General features: G+C 60.6%; 15 protein-coding genes. 6 read left to right on the top strand and 9 right to left on the bottom strand.

From position 1 onward, the window contains the following. Window positions 1-55: 55 nt before the first annotated feature. The 4 genes from ACN0SC_RS12595 to modA are packed head-to-tail and all read right to left on the bottom strand — an operon-like array spanning window position 56 to window position 3,353. Entirely contained in the window at window positions 56-811 is a 756-nt protein-coding gene (locus tag ACN0SC_RS12595) for an SDR family NAD(P)-dependent oxidoreductase (RefSeq protein ID WP_417250024.1), read from the bottom strand. A 30-nt stretch (window positions 812-841) separates the two neighbouring features. Further along, window positions 842-1,924: a molybdenum ABC transporter ATP-binding protein gene (gene modC / locus ACN0SC_RS12600; protein ID WP_417250025.1), complete on the bottom strand. Its 1,083-nt coding sequence runs from the start codon at window positions 1,922-1,924 to the stop codon at window positions 842-844. Continuing rightward, window positions 1,921-2,616: a molybdate ABC transporter permease subunit gene (gene modB, locus ACN0SC_RS12605; RefSeq protein ID WP_417250026.1), complete on the bottom strand. Its 696-nt coding sequence runs from the start codon at window positions 2,614-2,616 to the stop codon at window positions 1,921-1,923. Before modB ends, modC begins: the two co-directional genes overlap by 4 nt. After that, on the bottom strand, window positions 2,613-3,353 hold the full coding sequence (modA, locus tag ACN0SC_RS12610; RefSeq protein WP_417250027.1) for a molybdate ABC transporter substrate-binding protein: 741 nt from the start codon (window positions 3,351-3,353) through the stop codon (window positions 2,613-2,615). Before modA ends, modB begins: the two co-directional genes overlap by 4 nt. A gap of 379 nt (window positions 3,354-3,732) precedes the next feature. Between modA and ACN0SC_RS12615 the strand changes: the two genes are divergently transcribed. Continuing rightward, a complete protein-coding gene (locus ACN0SC_RS12615) occupies window positions 3,733-4,461 on the top strand; it encodes a sugar transferase (RefSeq protein WP_417250028.1) in 729 nt (242 codons plus the stop codon). A 202-nt stretch (window positions 4,462-4,663) separates the two neighbouring features. Beyond that, complete coding sequence (aroQ, locus tag ACN0SC_RS12620; RefSeq protein ID WP_417250029.1) at window positions 4,664-5,101, top strand: type II 3-dehydroquinate dehydratase; 438 nt, start codon at window positions 4,664-4,666, stop codon at window positions 5,099-5,101. Window positions 5,102-5,111: 10 nt separating this feature from the next. Here aroQ and ACN0SC_RS12625 read toward each other — a convergent pair whose 3' ends face one another. From ACN0SC_RS12625 to ACN0SC_RS12635, 3 genes are read right to left on the bottom strand one after another with little or no spacing between them, the layout of a single operon-like run. Then, a complete protein-coding gene (locus tag ACN0SC_RS12625) occupies window positions 5,112-5,951 on the bottom strand; it encodes a metallophosphoesterase (protein WP_417250030.1) in 840 nt (279 codons plus the stop codon). Next, window positions 5,951-7,501 (bottom strand): O-antigen ligase family protein, encoded by a 1,551-nt coding sequence (locus ACN0SC_RS12630; RefSeq protein WP_417250031.1) that lies wholly within the window; start codon window positions 7,499-7,501, stop codon window positions 5,951-5,953. The genes ACN0SC_RS12625 and ACN0SC_RS12630 overlap by 1 nt, the downstream gene beginning before the upstream one ends. Further along, entirely contained in the window at window positions 7,501-8,205 is a 705-nt protein-coding gene (locus tag ACN0SC_RS12635; RefSeq protein ID WP_417250032.1) for a tetratricopeptide repeat protein, read from the bottom strand. Before ACN0SC_RS12635 ends, ACN0SC_RS12630 begins: the two co-directional genes overlap by 1 nt. 367 nt (window positions 8,206-8,572) lie before the next feature. On the opposite strand from ACN0SC_RS12635, the gene ACN0SC_RS12640 reads away from it, so the two are divergent. Further along, window positions 8,573-9,022 carry a hypothetical protein gene (locus ACN0SC_RS12640; RefSeq protein ID WP_417250033.1) on the top strand — a complete coding sequence of 150 codons (450 nt, stop codon included), beginning with the start codon at window positions 8,573-8,575 and terminating at the stop codon, window positions 9,020-9,022. Between the two features lie 80 nt (window positions 9,023-9,102). Here the strand turns inward: ACN0SC_RS12640 and ACN0SC_RS12645 are convergent, their stop codons facing one another. Together ACN0SC_RS12645 and ACN0SC_RS12650 are read right to left on the bottom strand one after the other, a co-directional pair. Beyond that, entirely contained in the window at window positions 9,103-9,534 is a 432-nt protein-coding gene (locus ACN0SC_RS12645; RefSeq protein WP_417250034.1) for a hypothetical protein, read from the bottom strand. Window positions 9,535-9,894: 360 nt separating this feature from the next. Further along, window positions 9,895-12,012, bottom strand: coding sequence for a GumC family protein (locus tag ACN0SC_RS12650; RefSeq protein ID WP_417250035.1), 2,118 nt, complete (start codon window positions 12,010-12,012; stop codon window positions 9,895-9,897). A 537-nt stretch (window positions 12,013-12,549) separates the two neighbouring features. On the opposite strand from ACN0SC_RS12650, the gene ACN0SC_RS12655 reads away from it, so the two are divergent. The 3 genes from ACN0SC_RS12655 (at window position 12,550) to ACN0SC_RS12665 (ending at window position 16,132) form a co-directional block, all read left to right on the top strand. Beyond that, a complete protein-coding gene (locus ACN0SC_RS12655; RefSeq protein WP_417250036.1) occupies window positions 12,550-13,341 on the top strand; it encodes a FadR/GntR family transcriptional regulator in 792 nt (263 codons plus the stop codon). A 110-nt stretch (window positions 13,342-13,451) separates the two neighbouring features. Next, window positions 13,452-15,197, top strand: coding sequence for an L-arabinonate dehydratase (gene araD / locus ACN0SC_RS12660; RefSeq protein ID WP_417250037.1), 1,746 nt, complete (start codon window positions 13,452-13,454; stop codon window positions 15,195-15,197). Next, complete coding sequence (locus tag ACN0SC_RS12665) at window positions 15,197-16,132, top strand: Gfo/Idh/MocA family protein (RefSeq protein WP_417250038.1); 936 nt, start codon at window positions 15,197-15,199, stop codon at window positions 16,130-16,132. Before araD ends, ACN0SC_RS12665 begins: the two co-directional genes overlap by 1 nt. The last annotated feature ends 19 nt before the right edge of the window (window positions 16,133-16,151 follow it).

Here is a 16,151-nt window from a genome sequence, read left to right on the forward strand (position 1 = left end):
GGTTGTGGGGATCTTCAGAGAAGGGATTTGCTACGTGCAACCTTACGTCAAGGCCCTATTCGTAATTCGGCCAAGGCGCGGAGGAAAAAACGCCACCGTCCACGTAGAGCGTCTGGCCCGTGACGAATGCCGCAGCGTCCGACGCCAGAAACAGCACAGGCCCGGCCACATCCGCAACAGTGCCGACCCGCCGCAACGGCGTCAGCGCAGCCCATTTCTCCGCGTAGCCATCCGCCTCCTCCGCCGTGCGCTCGTTTGCAATCGCACCAGGTGCGACGCAATTCACCCGTATCCCCTTAGGCCCAAGTTCCAGAGCGGCACTCTTGGTCAGCTGTTCGATCCCCCCTTTCGAGGCGGCGTAATCGACGAGCTTCGGAAAGGCCACTTTGTTGCACCCCGAGCCGATATTGATGATCGCCCCTTCGCCGCCCGCAGCAACCAAACGCCGTGCAAATTCTTGCGTATTCAGGAAGGCCCCGCGCAGGTTCGTGCGGATCACGCGGTCGAAATCACTCACGTCCAGTTCGAGCAGCGGTGCCCATGTCTGAATGCCTGCATTATTCACGAGCAGATCAGGCACAGCGTCAAAATGCGCCGCGATCTCTTCATGAGCGGCCGCCACATCCGTCGCTGATCCTGCATCACACTTCACGGCGTAGGCAGCCGATCCAAGCGGTTGCACCACGCCCTGCGCCGCCTCGGGCGAGCTGAAGTAGGTAAAGCCGACACGGTATCCCGCACCGACAAGAGCGGCGACCAGATGCGCGCCGATACCTGTGCTGCCACCTGTGACAATTGCCAGTTTGCTCATAAGGTCTCCTCCTCCAATGTGTTCTCTGCGTTAGCTACCCGCATCTTCTGGAGCGATCGACACAGTTTTGACCACAGCGTAGATCGACTGTCCCGAACATATCTCCATCGCATCCGCCGAGCGGCGGGTAATCCGCGCCAGCACCGCACCCGCGGGCGTCTCAAGCGCAATCATCGCGCCTGGCCCTGCGCCATCGCGACGCTCGCGCACTGTGGCGGGCAGGATATTGAGCGCCGACAGACCATCGGGTTTCGCGCGTGACAGCATGACATCCTGCGCAGCAATCCGCACCCTGACCCGCGCACCAATCTCGCGGTCAATATGCGGCACGCAAAGCTCCACTCCCCCTGCATCGAGCGCACTCAATCCGTCAGCATCGTGTCTCGCCACACGCGCTTCGATCACCGCACCCGCGCCACGCACACCTGTCGGCAACACAGCGGGATCAGACAGCACATCGCGTGCCGCCCCTGCCCTTGCGACCCGTCCGTTGTCGAGTGCCACCACCCAATCGGCCAACCGCGCGACCTCCGCAGGTGCGTGGGTGACATAGAGGACCGGGATGTCGATCTCATCGCGCAGGCGCTCGAAGTAGGGCATGATCTCCGCCTTGCGCGCCTCGTCCAATGCGGCCAAGGGCTCGTCGGCCAGAAGCAGCGCAGGACGGCACAGAAGCGCGCGCCCGATGGCCACTCGCTGACGCTCGCCGCCAGAAAGGCCAGCGGGTCGTCGCGCTAGGAGCGCCCCGATCCCAAGCATCTCAACCACCCGAGACAGTTCGGAGGCATCGCCATCACCCCGCCGCAGCCGCGCGCCATATTCGAGGTTCTGCCGCACGGACATATGAGGGAAAAGGCGCGCATCTTGAAAGATGTAGCCGATGTTGCGCTTGTGTGCCGGCAAGCGAATGCCACGCGATGTGTCCTCAAGCGTCTTGCCCGACAGCACCACCTCTGCCTCTCGCGCACGCTCCAATCCCGCGACCGCGCGCACGATGGTCGATTTACCCGCGCCCGATCGTCCAAACAGCACCGTGATCCCGCGCGGCGCTTCGAAGGCGACATCAAGCTCGAAAGCATCGAACTGGTGTTTGAGGCGAACAGAGAGGGTCATGTGCCCGCCACCCGCGCGGCAACCCGCTTGGCCAGAACTTCAGACGCCACGAGCGCCCCAAGCGCGACCACAAGCGACACCACCACAAGCCGCGCGGCGGCGTTCTCCCCGCCAGGCACCTGAAGAAAGGCATAGATCGCAGAGGGCAGAGTTTGGGTCTGACCGGGAATATTGGCGACAAATGTAATCGTCGCGCCGAACTCGCCCATGGCCTTGGCAAAGGCCAGAACGCCCCCCACGAGAATACCAGGCAGCGAGAGCGGCAGCGTCACCGTAAAGAACACACGAAACGGCCCCGCCCCGAGTGAGGAGGCTGCCTCTTCAAGCTTGAGATCGACGGCATCCATAGACAGGCGGATAGCACGCACCATGAGCGGAAAGGCCATGACTGCTGCCGCAAGCGCCGCGCCCGACCAGCGAAACGCAACCCCCATCCCGATCTCGGCAAGCGCCGAACCGAAAGGGCCACGCGGCCCGAACCCAAGAAGTAGAAGATAACCCGTCACCACGGGCGGCAGGATCAACGGCATGTGCACCAAACCGTTAAGCAAGGGTTTACCCCAGAATGTCCACCGCGAGAGCGCATAGGCCACCAGCACCCCCAAAGGCAGGCTCACCAGTGTCGCCCAGAACGCCACCTTGAGCGAGAGCGCGACCGCTTGCCATTCCTGTGGGCCGAGCCAATCCGTCACCTTGTCTCGTCTCCGATCACGCCGAACCCCTGTGCCGCAAAAATGTCGGCGGCCTCGGGGCTGTTGAGAAAATCCAGCACCGCGCGCGCCTCGGGCGCAGCACCCTCTATCATGGAGGCAGGGTAGCGAATGGGCGGGTGGCTGTCGCGGGGAAATTCGGCGACGACTTCCACGTTCTGCGCCACGGCGGCATCGGTTGCGTAGACCACGCCGAGCGGCACCGCCCCCGTGGAGACCAGAGCCAACGCCGCACGCACATTGTCAGCCTGCGCAATCCGGCCCTCAAGGTCGCCCCACTGCCCCAAGGATGTGAGTGCGGCCTTGGCATATTGTCCCGCTGGCACCGCGTCCACGAGCGCCGTGGCAAGCAACGCATCGCCAAGGCGGGCCTTAATCGAATGAGGCTCTGTCAGGTCGAGCGGTGCGGGGATCGGCTCACCATCAGGCGTGAAGGCAATCACCACCAAACTGTTCGTGAGCAGATCGCGGCGGCTCCCTTCCTCCAACCGCCCAACCTCGTCCAGCATGTCCATCCACGCGACATTCGCCGAAATGAAAATATCCGCCGGGGCACCGAATTCGATCTGGCGCGCAAGCGTGGAAGACCCCGCGAAAGTCAGCCGAAGCGTCTCCCCTGTTTCTTGCTCATAGCGGTCCGCCACCGAATCAAGCGCGTTCTTCAAACTGGCGGCGGCAAAGATATCGACCGTCTCGTCGGCGGCACACGCGCTGGACACGGCTAATGTCGCCATCAACCCGATTATCGCGCGCCGACATACTTCAAGTGCTGAAAAAATTTGCACAGGTCTGGGGCACTTATTTCCGCGCATACAATGCATCATGTTCATGTTGTCTCCATGGATGAAATCACGAAATATTTACAACACGTTAACCCAGACCATCGATCCAAATCACTGTGACAATATGGCGGAACATCCCGCGCGAAATGGTTAATTGTGACCGCTTTTCGGGAAAATTCATGGAATTGTCGCATTTTGTTGCCGTTTCCCGACTAGATTTGAAGCCCCTCATGATGCAAACGTAAACGTGGGTGTTGCGGTGATAAAGAATTTAAACCTGTGTCTGGGCACACTTGCCCACCAAACCGAGGTCGAAATGTCATTTGACGCAACGAAACTCTCCGCGCACTCCTCTGTTGCTCGGAAGGCGGGAAAAGCCCGTCTTGTCAGAATTAATCGCGGCGCCCAGCGTCCACGTGAAATTTCCAAAACACTTTACGCACGCAACTTCAAACGGGCATTTGATATTGCCTTCTCGCTCCTGATTTTACCGATTGTCGCTCCTGTCTTGCTGGTTCTCTTTGTATTGGTGCGCGCCGAAGGGGCGCCTGCGATCTTCGCTCACGAACGAGTGGGCAAAGGCAACAAGCGGTTCAAGTGTTACAAACTGCGCACGATGAAGGTCGACGCGGACCAGATCCTTAAAGATTTGTGTGCCTCCGACCCGAAAATCGCTGCAGAATGGCACCGTTACCAGAAACTGGAAAACGACCCGCGCATCACCAAACTGGGCAGGTTCCTGCGCGCCACAAGCCTCGACGAGCTGCCGCAAATCTGGAATGTGCTGCTCGGTGATATGAGTGTCGTCGGTCCGCGCCCCTATACGCCCGATCAGGAAGATCTCTATGAGAACGCGGGCGGCTGGGCCTATGCCCAACTCCGCCCGGGCATCACGGGCCTGTGGCAAATCGAAGGACGTAATGCGACGACCTTCGGTGATCGGGCACGCTACGACAATCTTTACGGCCGCACCTGTAGCTTTATCAACGACCTCGGCCTGATCCTGCGCACGGTGACGGTCATCTTCGCGCGCACGGGTAGCTAAGAGCGCCTCGCCGCCCAAAGCCCGTTCGTTGAACTGCCGTTAACCTCTGCATTTGAAAGGTTAACGGTTTCAGGCGACAAGCGCCTACTCGACTGCGACACGGAAGTCGCACCCGCGCCCCCTTGCGCGTTCCATCGAACCGCGACGCTGGCCCATGGCTTCTGCCTGTGCCACAAACGTCGCGAAGAACATGGAGACCCCCATGAGCAAGATGATCTACATCCTCAACGGCCCGAACCTGAACCTATTGGGCAAGCGGCAACCCGAAATCTACGGGTCCGACACGCTCGAAGACGTCGACAAGACCTGCGCGGCACTCGCACAGGAAGCGGGCTTCACGACGCGTTTTCTGCAGTCCAACCACGAAGGCCAGATCGTCGACTGGATTCACGAGGCGCGTGAGAATGGTGCGGGGATCATCATCAACCCTGCCGCCTTCACCCATTACTCGATTGCCATTCTGGATGCGCTCAACACCTTCGACGGCCCCGTGATCGAGGTGCATATCAGTCAGGTTCACAAACGCGAGTCGTTCCGCCACACCTCCTATGTGTCGATGCGCGCGGATGCGGTGATGGCGGGGTTCGGCGTGCACGGATATGCACTGGCCCTGCGCCACATGGTTCATATTCTGGATTGAACGGAGCTGCCTAGCCGCCTTCGGACAATGGCGCCACAGGCCCCTCATGGCTCTGCGCAAAGACAACTGGTGGCTCACCTGCGACCAATCGCACAGCGCTGAGAACCCCACTCTCATAAGCTCCCGTGTCCACTGCGATCCTGCCGCGTGTGATCTCCACTTGCGGTACGGGAACGTGACCATGCACCACCGTGCGCCCGAAAGACCCTTCCGGCAACTCACGCGGATCGCTCCAGATCAGATCATCCTTCTCCTGCGCCTCCCAATCACGGGCTGCCACCCCGCCCGCATGGGAAAACGCATAGTCGGGCATAGAGATACTTAGAGGCAAATCGTCGAGGAAACGACGGTGTTCGCGCGGCACGCAGGTTTCGAGTTTCGCCTTGAACGCATGGGCCGAAAGCTCGTATCCGCGCGCCGGATCGGCGTGAATTCCGTAGGATGCCAATGTCTCCGCCCCCCCCCAGCCAAGCCACGCGCGGGCGTCGTCGGGATTATCGAGGAAACGGCAAAACATATCCTCATGATTGCCCATCAAGGCGACCCGTGTGATCCCTTCGGGTGGAGCAGTCAGTAGATGTTCAATGAGGTCGGCGCTGCGCGGTCCACGGTCGATCATATCGCCCAGAACCACGATCAGGACAGGTCCGTCATAGCGCGCGGCATCGGCGATCAAGCGGGCCTCAAGTGCGCGATAAAGCACATCATGCCCGTGCACATCCCCCACAGCATAGGTCACTGCGGGCACCTGCGCGAGAGACAAACGACGGCGCACAGGCCCGCGCGGGCGTCGATCATTCTCGCGGTGTTGCGAAGCAAGACGCCCGCCGAACAGACGCGGTAGTCGCATCAGCTCCCCCCACCCTTTGCGCCTTGCGCTTCACGTCGCGCCGAGGCGCTTTCGATCTCCTCGGGCGTGCGCCATTGGCTTAGCCCCATGGCGACGACCACGACAAAGAGCAATGTGTTGCCCGCGATCTCGAGGCTGAAATCCACCAAAGAATGCGTCGCGCCCAAGGCGATCACACCAAGCGCAGAAATCGGCCCCGCAACATGGCTTTCGCGCAGACGCACCACTCCTGCGATCCGCCACGCAGCCAATGCAACCGCAAGGATCGGCGCACTCCCCGCAACCACACCAAGCTCGGCCCAGTTCGACAGATAGGTATTATGCGCCAAGTCCCACGTCAGAGAGGGATTGACCTCAGGGGTGTGCACCAGCGGAAAGGCAATCCTGAACGTATCAAGCCCGTAGCCTGTGAGCGGCCGCGTCGTGATGAGACGTAAGGTCTGTACATAGAGTTCGGCGCGCGTCTCGGAGGCACGTTCCACGAAGAGCATGCGCTCCACCACGTCGCCCCCGAGCACCAGAACCAAAATCATCAGCACCCCTGCGCCAAGTAAAGGCAGGCCAAAACGCGCGAACTTTGGACGTCGGCGCGATCGCCTTGGACCTTTGGTGGCACGGCGCGCGCGGCGTGTTTTGATCCGCATCGCCACAGCCACCCCTACGGCACCAAGGATGGTCGCCACCGCCCCCATGCGCGACCCCGTGGCCAGAAGCGCAGTGAAAATCATCACCAGACAGACCCAGTCGAAGGCCGTGGCAATCGCATATGGGGACAAGGGGCTGTCCTTGTCGGGACGGCGCGTGCGGCGGCGGTTTGCGCGATCCAGAACCAGAGCCAGCCCGACGATCAGCCCCATGCCAAGGAATGTCGCAAAACTGTTCCTGTTCACGAATGGCCCCGTGGCCCATCCGAGATAGGAGGTCTTTTCACCCCAGATATGGATGTCTCCCAAGAGGCGAAGGGCAACCATGGCCCAAAGCGCGTGCAATGTGACGCCGTAGAAAATGATCCGCGACAGTTGCCGCACGCGGGTTTCGCGTCCGCATATTTCGATCGTCACAATGAAAATGAGCAAGTAAGTCACACTGCGCAGCCCCCCCAGCACCGTCACAGACGGCGCGACCGAGATTTGCGCACCAGCGACCTCTTGGGGAACCGCGCCCTGCGGCAGCCAAGCGAAAACTGGCAGGATTTGGACTATCGCGAAAAGTGGCATCAGCAGAGCCGCGAAGAGGACTGCGCGGTGATGGAGGAAGCGTGGCGCGCGCGCCCTGTGCGACATCAGAAGTGACGCGAAATAGACAGCCGCAATCACTGCGACCGCCATTGCGTTCAGGGTCCACGGCTGCGGGCGGTTCCCGCCTACAGCGAAGGGCACAATCATGACCAGAACGCCCACCAGCGGCACAAGCAATTCGTTGACGGGATTAGGTCGGGTCACGCGATCATGCGTATCCTCGACCAAAGTCACGTCAAAGGTCAGCCCCCCCGCCTCAATCGCATTGCGCGACGGGTTGGCCTTCTTCGGTTTCAGAGATCCGAAGTCCATCAAATTCTCCGTCCATTCATGGCATTGCGAACCTGCCGCAAGAACCTTGCACGGGTTGCGTCATCCTGTTGTTCGGCCACATCGGCAATGACGGGTTTGAAGTCAGGGGCCACCGCGTAGAGCTGCGCAATCCATGTTATGGTAGCGTATTGGGAAAACAGGAGGGTCAAATCAGCGTGCAGATCGTCCGTCACCTCAGCAAGCATGTCCGGCGCATCAAGAGAAGGCGTTCGTAGCAAGTCGCGCCCGAGCAGGACGCGTTTTTGGGCGATCCATCCCTCGTTTGGCGCAAGGCGGGCAGAGCGGCGCAGGCTTTCCACGGCCTCCGCCACCTTCCCCAGCTCGAACTGCGCACGGGCCTGAGCGAACCATGCAAGCCCCCAAGCGGGTGATGCGTCCACAACACGCGCCGCGATCACTTCGCATCGCTGTGCCACAGCGCGCTTTTCATCGGGCGGGAAGGCAAATGACAGTGGCGCGATCAGGGCTTCGGAGCACATCTCCACCGCCCGTTCGCGCGACAGCGCGCTGAGCGCGACCACGGGATGGTCGGCGCGCCGCCGCAATTCGGCAAAGGCCTCGTCAGGATTGGAACGGTACGAGGCGAAGGCCGTGCGTTCAGCGGCAAACGCCCATGTCGCCAGCACAGCAACGCATAGCGCCCCCACCGTGCCGACCACACCAATTCGTTGTTCTGGACGCATACAGTCTTCCGTATTTCGGATCGTCGCAGTTGTCGCACCGCCCGCAGACGCCTGCAACTGATCATGCGAGGACCTGTTAAAATTGTGCGTGATGCGATGCCCACTTGCGGTGCCAAACTTGCCGCGAGCGCAATCACGTAGAATCAATGCCACAAAACCGCCGCGCCTAACCTAGTCCAAAGGTGCGAAATATTCCCCATAGTCCATTTCTCAAAAGGGCATACAGGATACTGATTTCAGCACTTTCTCAACCGTAAGTACCAATATGGTCGTATTATGCGGATTTACCGTATGTTCACTTGTTATTTTGCCCTTTTTACGGCACTCTTAACGCAGATGTTGATACCATTTTTTATCGGGGCAAAAAATGAACTTTTCAAAGACTTCCGTAGCGCTGGCAAGTGCCGTTTTCTTCAGCGCTCTCGCAACAGGTGCAAGCGCTCAGCAAGACATCGCGTCGGCCTGCACCGCGCAACCCGCCAGCTGTGAAGCAATCATGCTCGCCGAGATTGCACGGCTTGAATCGCTTGGGCTAGCAGGCGCTGCATTGGACGAGCAAATCGCCAGTCTGGTGAGCCAAGTTTATGTGGCAGCACAAGCAACAACGGCGCCCGAAGTCTTGCGCGCGATCAGTTCTGCAATGGAAAGTGCTGCGTCGTCGATGAGCAACCCGCAAGCCGCACAAGGCGTGATCCAAGCAGCCGCGGTAGTTGAATCGGGCCAAGCAGCCGCAACCCCTGCCGAGGCTGTCGGACTTGACCCGACTCCTGCGGCGAGCACACCCGCCACGGACGGCCAACCCGCTTCCGACGCCTGATCGGTCACATCGTTTTCGAATTGGAGAAGGTGCCTCGCGGGGCGCCTTTTTCTATGCGGGGCATTCTCTGCGTAGAGCACTCACCGACATTCGCGCACGCCCATGCGTATCAGGGTTTGGCCTGAAACGGTCTTCATCCCGATCGTGGTGTAGCGCGCTTCGCGGAGATACCAGTCGCGCAGCTCTTCAGGGTAGTAGGCGGCCATAACCCGCGACCAGTATTCGAATTCATCAGGCGGCAGCGCCATTCCGTAGAACTGGCTCATTGGCCCGTGAAACCCGAAGGTCGCAGTGCGCGACACGCAGGTATTGGGCAGCCCCAGATACATCGTACACGCCGAGTTGCAGTAGCCGCCTTCGATGCGCACCGCCGTGCCACTGGCGCGAATACGGTCAATTTGTGCGACGCGATCGGCCAGCCGCCCACCTGGGTCGTTGCGCACGATCATCGCGCTTCGTGGCTGCGCGGCGTGCAGGGTCGCACCAATCACTCCGAAGGTCAGCGTCAACACAAGTAAAGCGCCCGCGTATTCCACTCTCACCGCGCGCAAGGCCGCGCGCATTCCCGGCACAGGCGATCGCAAAGGCGACCTGCCGGTGTCGTTTGTTCGACACAGTGTCATAGTTAAAACCCCACTCGATTTTGAGAACGGCACGATGGCCGTTCTGGGCAAGCCCACCTCGCCACGGGGTCGATCTAACGCCAGAAAGGTAAAGAAAGGCTTTGCACACCCGCGACGGGGGCGCATCGCTGCGGTTTTTCAGCTTCGGATTTGTTTAAAATAATCTGAACCGCGCCACGTTTTCTCGCGACGCGGTTCGAATGCCTGCCCGCAACTCCGTGCCCTTGCCCGCTCAAAGAGCGCGCAGGATCAGCTGCTGTGGTAGTAGTATCCGTAGTCGGATGAGCGCGTCTCGTCGAGGTTCAACGCGGCCACCACGGGCAATTCGCCCCGCGCCGCATCGCGCAACTGGCTGAACGCCTCACGCACGTCACGCTGACGGGTCAGACCATAACGCACCAACAACAGCACGCTATCAACCAGCGGCACAATGTAGCGCGCGTCGACAACAGGGACGACGGGCGAAGTATCAACAATCACCACGTCCATGCTCTCGCGCGCGTTCTCGATGAGCGCGGCGAAGGCCTGCGACTGCAATAGCTGATCAGTTGGGATATTCGCGCGCCCCTTGCCAAGGATCACACCCGCTCGCGATTTGGGGTCGACCACATAGAAGGACGGATCCTCCTTACCCATGTCGGCGGGAGAGGTGAGGTAGTCGAGGAACCCGTTGCCAGGTTCGTGGTTGATGAGCTTGTGCTGGGTCGGCTTGCGCAGATCAGCGTCGATCAACAGCACGTTTTTGCCCGACAAAGCATAGGTCCGCGCCAGTGCCAACGCGGTCGAGGACTTGCCCTCCGTCGAAATGGCCGATGTGACCATGATGACCTGACACCCCTCGTGCTTGCTCCTGAACACACCTTGGTCGATCACGGCCCGCACACGGCGGATGGCCTCGGAATAGGAAGACATCGGCTCCTCTACAACAAGGTCGGCCACGGAGCTTTGCGAGGCGGAAAACTCGGATTTCGGGATCGAGCCCGCGACAGGGGCCGCAATGATCTGCTTGAGTTGCGAAACATCGGTGATACCGCCGACGAAGTATTCGTTAAGCACGGCAAGCGCGATACCTGCACCAAGCGCGACCACCAGTGCCAGGGCCAAAACGAGGCGCTTGTTCGGCTTGCTCGGCTGCACAGGTGGGAGAGCTTCGGACACGATACGGCTGTCGGCGATCTGGACAACGGCCTGCGCTTCCAATTCCCGCATGCGGTTGAGGAGCGTGCGGTATTGGCGTTGTGCGATCTCGGCTTCTTGTTGCAGAGAGAAGATTTCGGCCAAGGTGCCAGCAGACACATTATCAAGCATCTGTTCGCGCATCTGGTCCCGCAGGTTCCCTGTCTCTGAGCGCAGCCCTTCAAGATCGTATTCCAACCCCGCAACAGCCTGCGACGCGCGCGCGCTCAGTTGTGTTTCGATCTGCTCCAGCCCCGCACGCAGATCAACGGCAAGCGATGACCCTGCCTCCACGTTGCCCAGTCGCTGCTGGAGCTGGCGGCGCTGCTGGTCAAGCGCGGCCAAAGCATCATCCTCAAGCGAGGCAACAACAGTGTCCCACGCCCCTGACGAAATCGCGCCCCGCATCTCGCTGATTTGCGCCTCGGCGGCCAACGACCCTTCGCGCACCTGTTCAAACTGCGCGCGCAGACGGTCAAATTCCTGCGTCCCCACTTCAGCGGAGAGCGTTTCGAGATTGTTGTCGATGAACTGGTCGAGGTTGTTCTCGGCCTCGGTCAACTGTGCCCGCGCACCTTCGATTTGGGATTGGATAATATCGCGGGAAGCCAGCGCAGCGTCCGTTTTACCCGCAACCTGCAGGTCGATGTAGGCACGCGCATGGGTGTTGGCGATATTCGCCGCGGTATCAGGATCTTCGGATGTCGCGGTGACGGAAATAAGGTAGGTCAGGCCTCTGCGGCGCACGGAGACCTTGTTGGTCAGCTTGGTCAAGGCGCCGCGCACATAATCCTGCGCATCGGCAGTCTCCTTCACGTCCAGACCCGCCGCAATCTTGAACTTTTCGAACAAACCGACACTCGGCCCGAATTCGGGATCGGAAATCAGATTGGCACGGCTCAGTGTTTCGAGAAGGACGGTGGGCGAACGGAGAATTTCCACCTCGCTTTCGACCCGCGCGTTCTCGGCCCCCGACGACGGACGCCCCGACTGATCGGCCAGCAGGATATCCTTGTTGGTGGGGTCGACAAAAATCAGCGTGGAGGCCGAGTACTGCGGCGTCACACTCACGAGGTAGAGCGCGGCCAATCCCAGCACCACCGCCACTGTAACGGCGATTAATCGAAACTGTCGCCGCAGAACTGAAAAGAGTGACCTTAAGTCGATGACTTCGTTGGTTTGGTCCGTCATTGCTCAAGCACTCCGCAATTCAGTGTCTTTGTTCTTTCAGAAGGCTGCATCAGCGCGCGCCTGTCCCCAGCCATAAACGAAATCTGTGTACGCAGCGCAAGAGCCAAGGTGCCCACTGACAGCCCTCTCCGCGAGGCTGTGTCGTGCTGTGACGTGATAGCGCACAAATGGGCGGCAACCGCATGTGTTGCGTGCATTTTTTGGAGCGCACAGGAGCGCGGACGATTCGGCCGGACCGCCCTGTGCGGAGCGCGTTTCCGCCCACCAAAACGACCGCCGCGTGCGCACACGGCACCAGAACGGCGCGGACATAAGCGTGCCGCACCGCCGAAAACTCCGCGCAGCCTTCCCCGCAACTCCAACTCCCGCTTGCGACTTTCCATCCGCCGCATTGCAGCAGATTTCGCGTCAGCAGATAAATCCTACTTTATGACCAATTTCCGTTGCCTGACCAATTAGTAGTATTATAGGATAATTCTCTGCGAGGCAGTCGACGAAGCGCGCCAAGCACAGATTTGTCTTAGGGAGGACAGCGCCATGACATCGAACCGCGCAGCCGCGCGTGGCGGCATTACCAGCGCCACCCAGACAGCTCCGAACCGCCCTGCCTCGGCTCAGTTCTTCAAATCGAAGCAACAACCTACCACCCTGGTCAACGCACTGGGGCTGGAGATCGTATCGGGAGGTTATGAGGCGGGCGCGCTCCTACCTAACGAGGCCGTGATGCGCGAAACATACGGCGTCTCGCGCACCGCGCTGCGCGAAGCCTATTCCAAACTCACAGCAAAAGGCCTCGTGGTCGCGCGTCCGAAAGTCGGCACCTCTGTGCGGGACAAGCGACATTGGAACATGCTCGATCAGGATGTTCTGGCGTGGCATTTGCAATCGGTGCCCGCCGCCGACATTGCGCAAGATCTCTACGCCCTGCGCCGTTTGATCGAACCCGGCGCGGCGGAAATGGCCGCTGCTTGTCGAACCGATGCCGACATTGACCTGCTCTATGCCGCCTTTGCCGACATGCGCGACAACACAAGCGTGGAGACTGATCTTGTGGAGGCCGATTTTGCCTTCCACGTGGCCGTGCTGACCGCGACGCGAAACCCGTTCATCTCGGGGTTTTCCGCACTGATCCGCGCGGCGATGATCTCGACCTTCGAGGTGAGTTGGCGCGGCGCGGACGTGATCAAGGAGCGACGCCTTGAACAGCACAAGGCCGTGGCCGATGCGATCCGCGACGGGGACGGCGCGCGCGCGCGCAACCTGATGCAAGATCTGCTTGACGATTCCATCAACGACGTGCGCGACGTGCTCGATGAGCGGGATCAATAGTCCAATGAAACACTGCCCCTGCGCGCGCTCCGAGCGCCGCATTCGCGGGTAAGCGACCTAATCCCCCGCAAGGGAATACCCGCGTGCATGAAGCACGCACAGGAGGAAAAATGACATTCAAACCCGCACAATGGCCCCGCAAACTGCGGTCACAGGAGTGGTACGGCGGCACATCGCGCGACGTTATCTATCACCGCGGCTGGCTGAAGAACCAGGGCTACCCGCACGATCTGTTCGACGGGCGTCCTATCATCGGCATCCTCAACACATGGTCGGAGCTGTCCCCGTGCAACGGTTCGCACATGAAAGAACTGGCTGAAAAAGTGAAGGCGGGCATCTGGGAAGCAGGCGGCTTCCCCGTCGAAGTGCCCGTTTTCTCGGCCTCCGAGAACACCTTCCGTCCATCGGCGATGATGTTTCGCAACCTCGCGGCCCTCGCGGTGGAGGAGACCATTCGAGGACAACCCATTGACGGCTGTGTGCTGCTGGTGGGATGTGACAAAACCACGCCCTCGTTGATGATGGGCGCAGCCTCCTGCGACCTGCCCTCCATCGTGGTAACAGGCGGGCCGATGCTCAACGGCTATTTCCAAGGCGAGCGGGTCGGATCAGGCACGCACCTTTGGAAATTCTCCGAAGCCGTGAAAGCGGGCGAGATGACCCAAGAGGAGTTTCTCGAAGCCGAGGCGTCCATGAGCCGCTCGACGGGCACCTGCAACACGATGGGCACCGCCTCCACGATGGCGTCGATGGCCGAGGCGCTCGGCATGGCCTTGTCCGGCAACGCTGCGATCCCCGCCGTAGACAGTCGCCGCCGCGTGATGGCGCAACTTTCGGGTCGACGCATTGTGCAGATGGTCAAGGACGACCTCAAACCCTCCGACATCCTCACCAAAGAGGCCTTCGAAAATGCCGTACGCGCCAACGGGGCCATCGGCGGCTCGACCAACGCCGTGGTTCACCTGCTCGCACTGGCGGGCCGTGTCGGCATCGACTTCACGCTGGATGACTGGGATCGTTGTGGCCGAGACATCGCGACCATCGTCAACCTGATGCCTTCGGGCGAATATCTGATGGAAGAGTTCTTCTATGCGGGCGGGTTGCCAGTGGTCCTCAAGCGTCTTGCCGAGGGGGGACAGCTTCACAAGGATGCGCTCACCGTTTCGGGCGCGACGATGTGGGAGGAGATCAAGGATGTGGTTAACCACAACGAGGACGTTATCCGCCCCCTGGAACGCGCCCTCACACCCCAAGGCGGCATCGCAGTTCTACGCGGCAATCTGGCTCCCAAGGGCGCGGTTCTCAAACCATCGGCGGCCTCCGAACACCTACTCACCCACCGTGGTCGCGCGGTCGTTTTCGAGGACATCGACGACTACAAGGCCAAGATCAACGACCCCGATCTCGACATCGACGAGACCTGCGTCATGGTCATGAAGAACTGCGGGCCGAAGGGTTATCCCGGCATGGCGGAAGTGGGCAACATGGGCCTGCCGCCCAAGGTGCTCAAGAAGGGTATCACCGATATGGTTCGCATCTCTGACGCGCGCATGTCGGGCACAGCCTATGGCACCGTCGTCCTGCACACCTCGCCCGAGGCAGCCGCAGGTGGTCCACTGGCAGTCGTGCAAAATGGCGACATGATCGAACTGGACGTGCCCAACCGCCGCCTCCACCTCGACATCTCCGAGGAGGAGCTGGCCACGCGGCTCAAGGCATGGACACCCCGCCACGAACGCCCTGACTCTGGCTACGCATGGTTGCACCAAGCCCATGTCGAGGGCGCAGACACAGGTGCCGATCTCGACTTCCTCAAAGGTTGTCGCGGCGCCCCCGTAGGAAAGGACAGTCACTAATGAGCAAACGCAAAATCGCATTGGTCGGGGTCGGAAAGATCGCCGTTGACCAACACATCCCCGCATTGGCCGCCTCCCCAGATTGGGAACTGGCCGCCGCCGTGTCGCGCAACAATACCGTGGACGGTGTGCCGAACTATACCGACATGAGCGAGATGCTCGCCGCGCACCCCGAGATCGACACGGTCTCGCTCTGTATGCCGCCTGTGCCGCGCTTTTCCTACGCCCGTGAAGCGCTTCTGGCGGGGCGACATGTGATGCTCGAAAAGCCCCCGGGGGCGACACTCTCCGAGGTCCACGCGCTCGAAGCCCTCGCCACCGAGAAGGGTCTGTCTCTCTACGCTTCATGGCACTCGCGTCAGGCCGCCTTCGTGCAAGCCGCGAAAGCGTGGCTCAAGGACAAGACCCTGACCCGCTTCACGGTCACGTGGAAGGAAAGCGTGCGCAAGTGGCATCCGGGACAGGATTGGGTGTTTGAGCCCGGTGGCATGGGTATCTTCGATCCCGGCATCAATGCGCTCTCGATCGTGACCGAAATCCTGCCCGACCCAATCCACCTGCGAGAAGCAACCCTCTACGTCCCCGCCAATTGCCAAACACCGATTGCCACAGAGATGGCCTTCACCCACCCGAATGGCGCGGCCTGCTCCGCGTCGATGGAATGGGATCACGATGGCGAGGACATCTGGGACATCGAGGCGGAGACAGAGCAAGGCGTTCTCAAGCTCGAAAAAGGTGGCGGCGCGATGCTGATCGACGGCGTGGCGCAAGACGGCTCGCATGGCGGGCTCGATGGCGAGTACCCCTCGCTCTACGCCGAAATGGCGCGCCTTGTAGCAACGGGCGCGCGCGATGTCGACCTGTCCCCCATGCGCCACGTCTCCGACGCCATGACCCTCGGGCGGCGGGAGTCGCGCCCAGCCTTCAACTGGTAAAGCACCTTTAACTTACGGA

The organism is Celeribacter sp. (assembly GCF_048261515.1).
GTDB lineage: Bacteria > Pseudomonadota > Alphaproteobacteria > Rhodobacterales > Rhodobacteraceae > Celeribacter.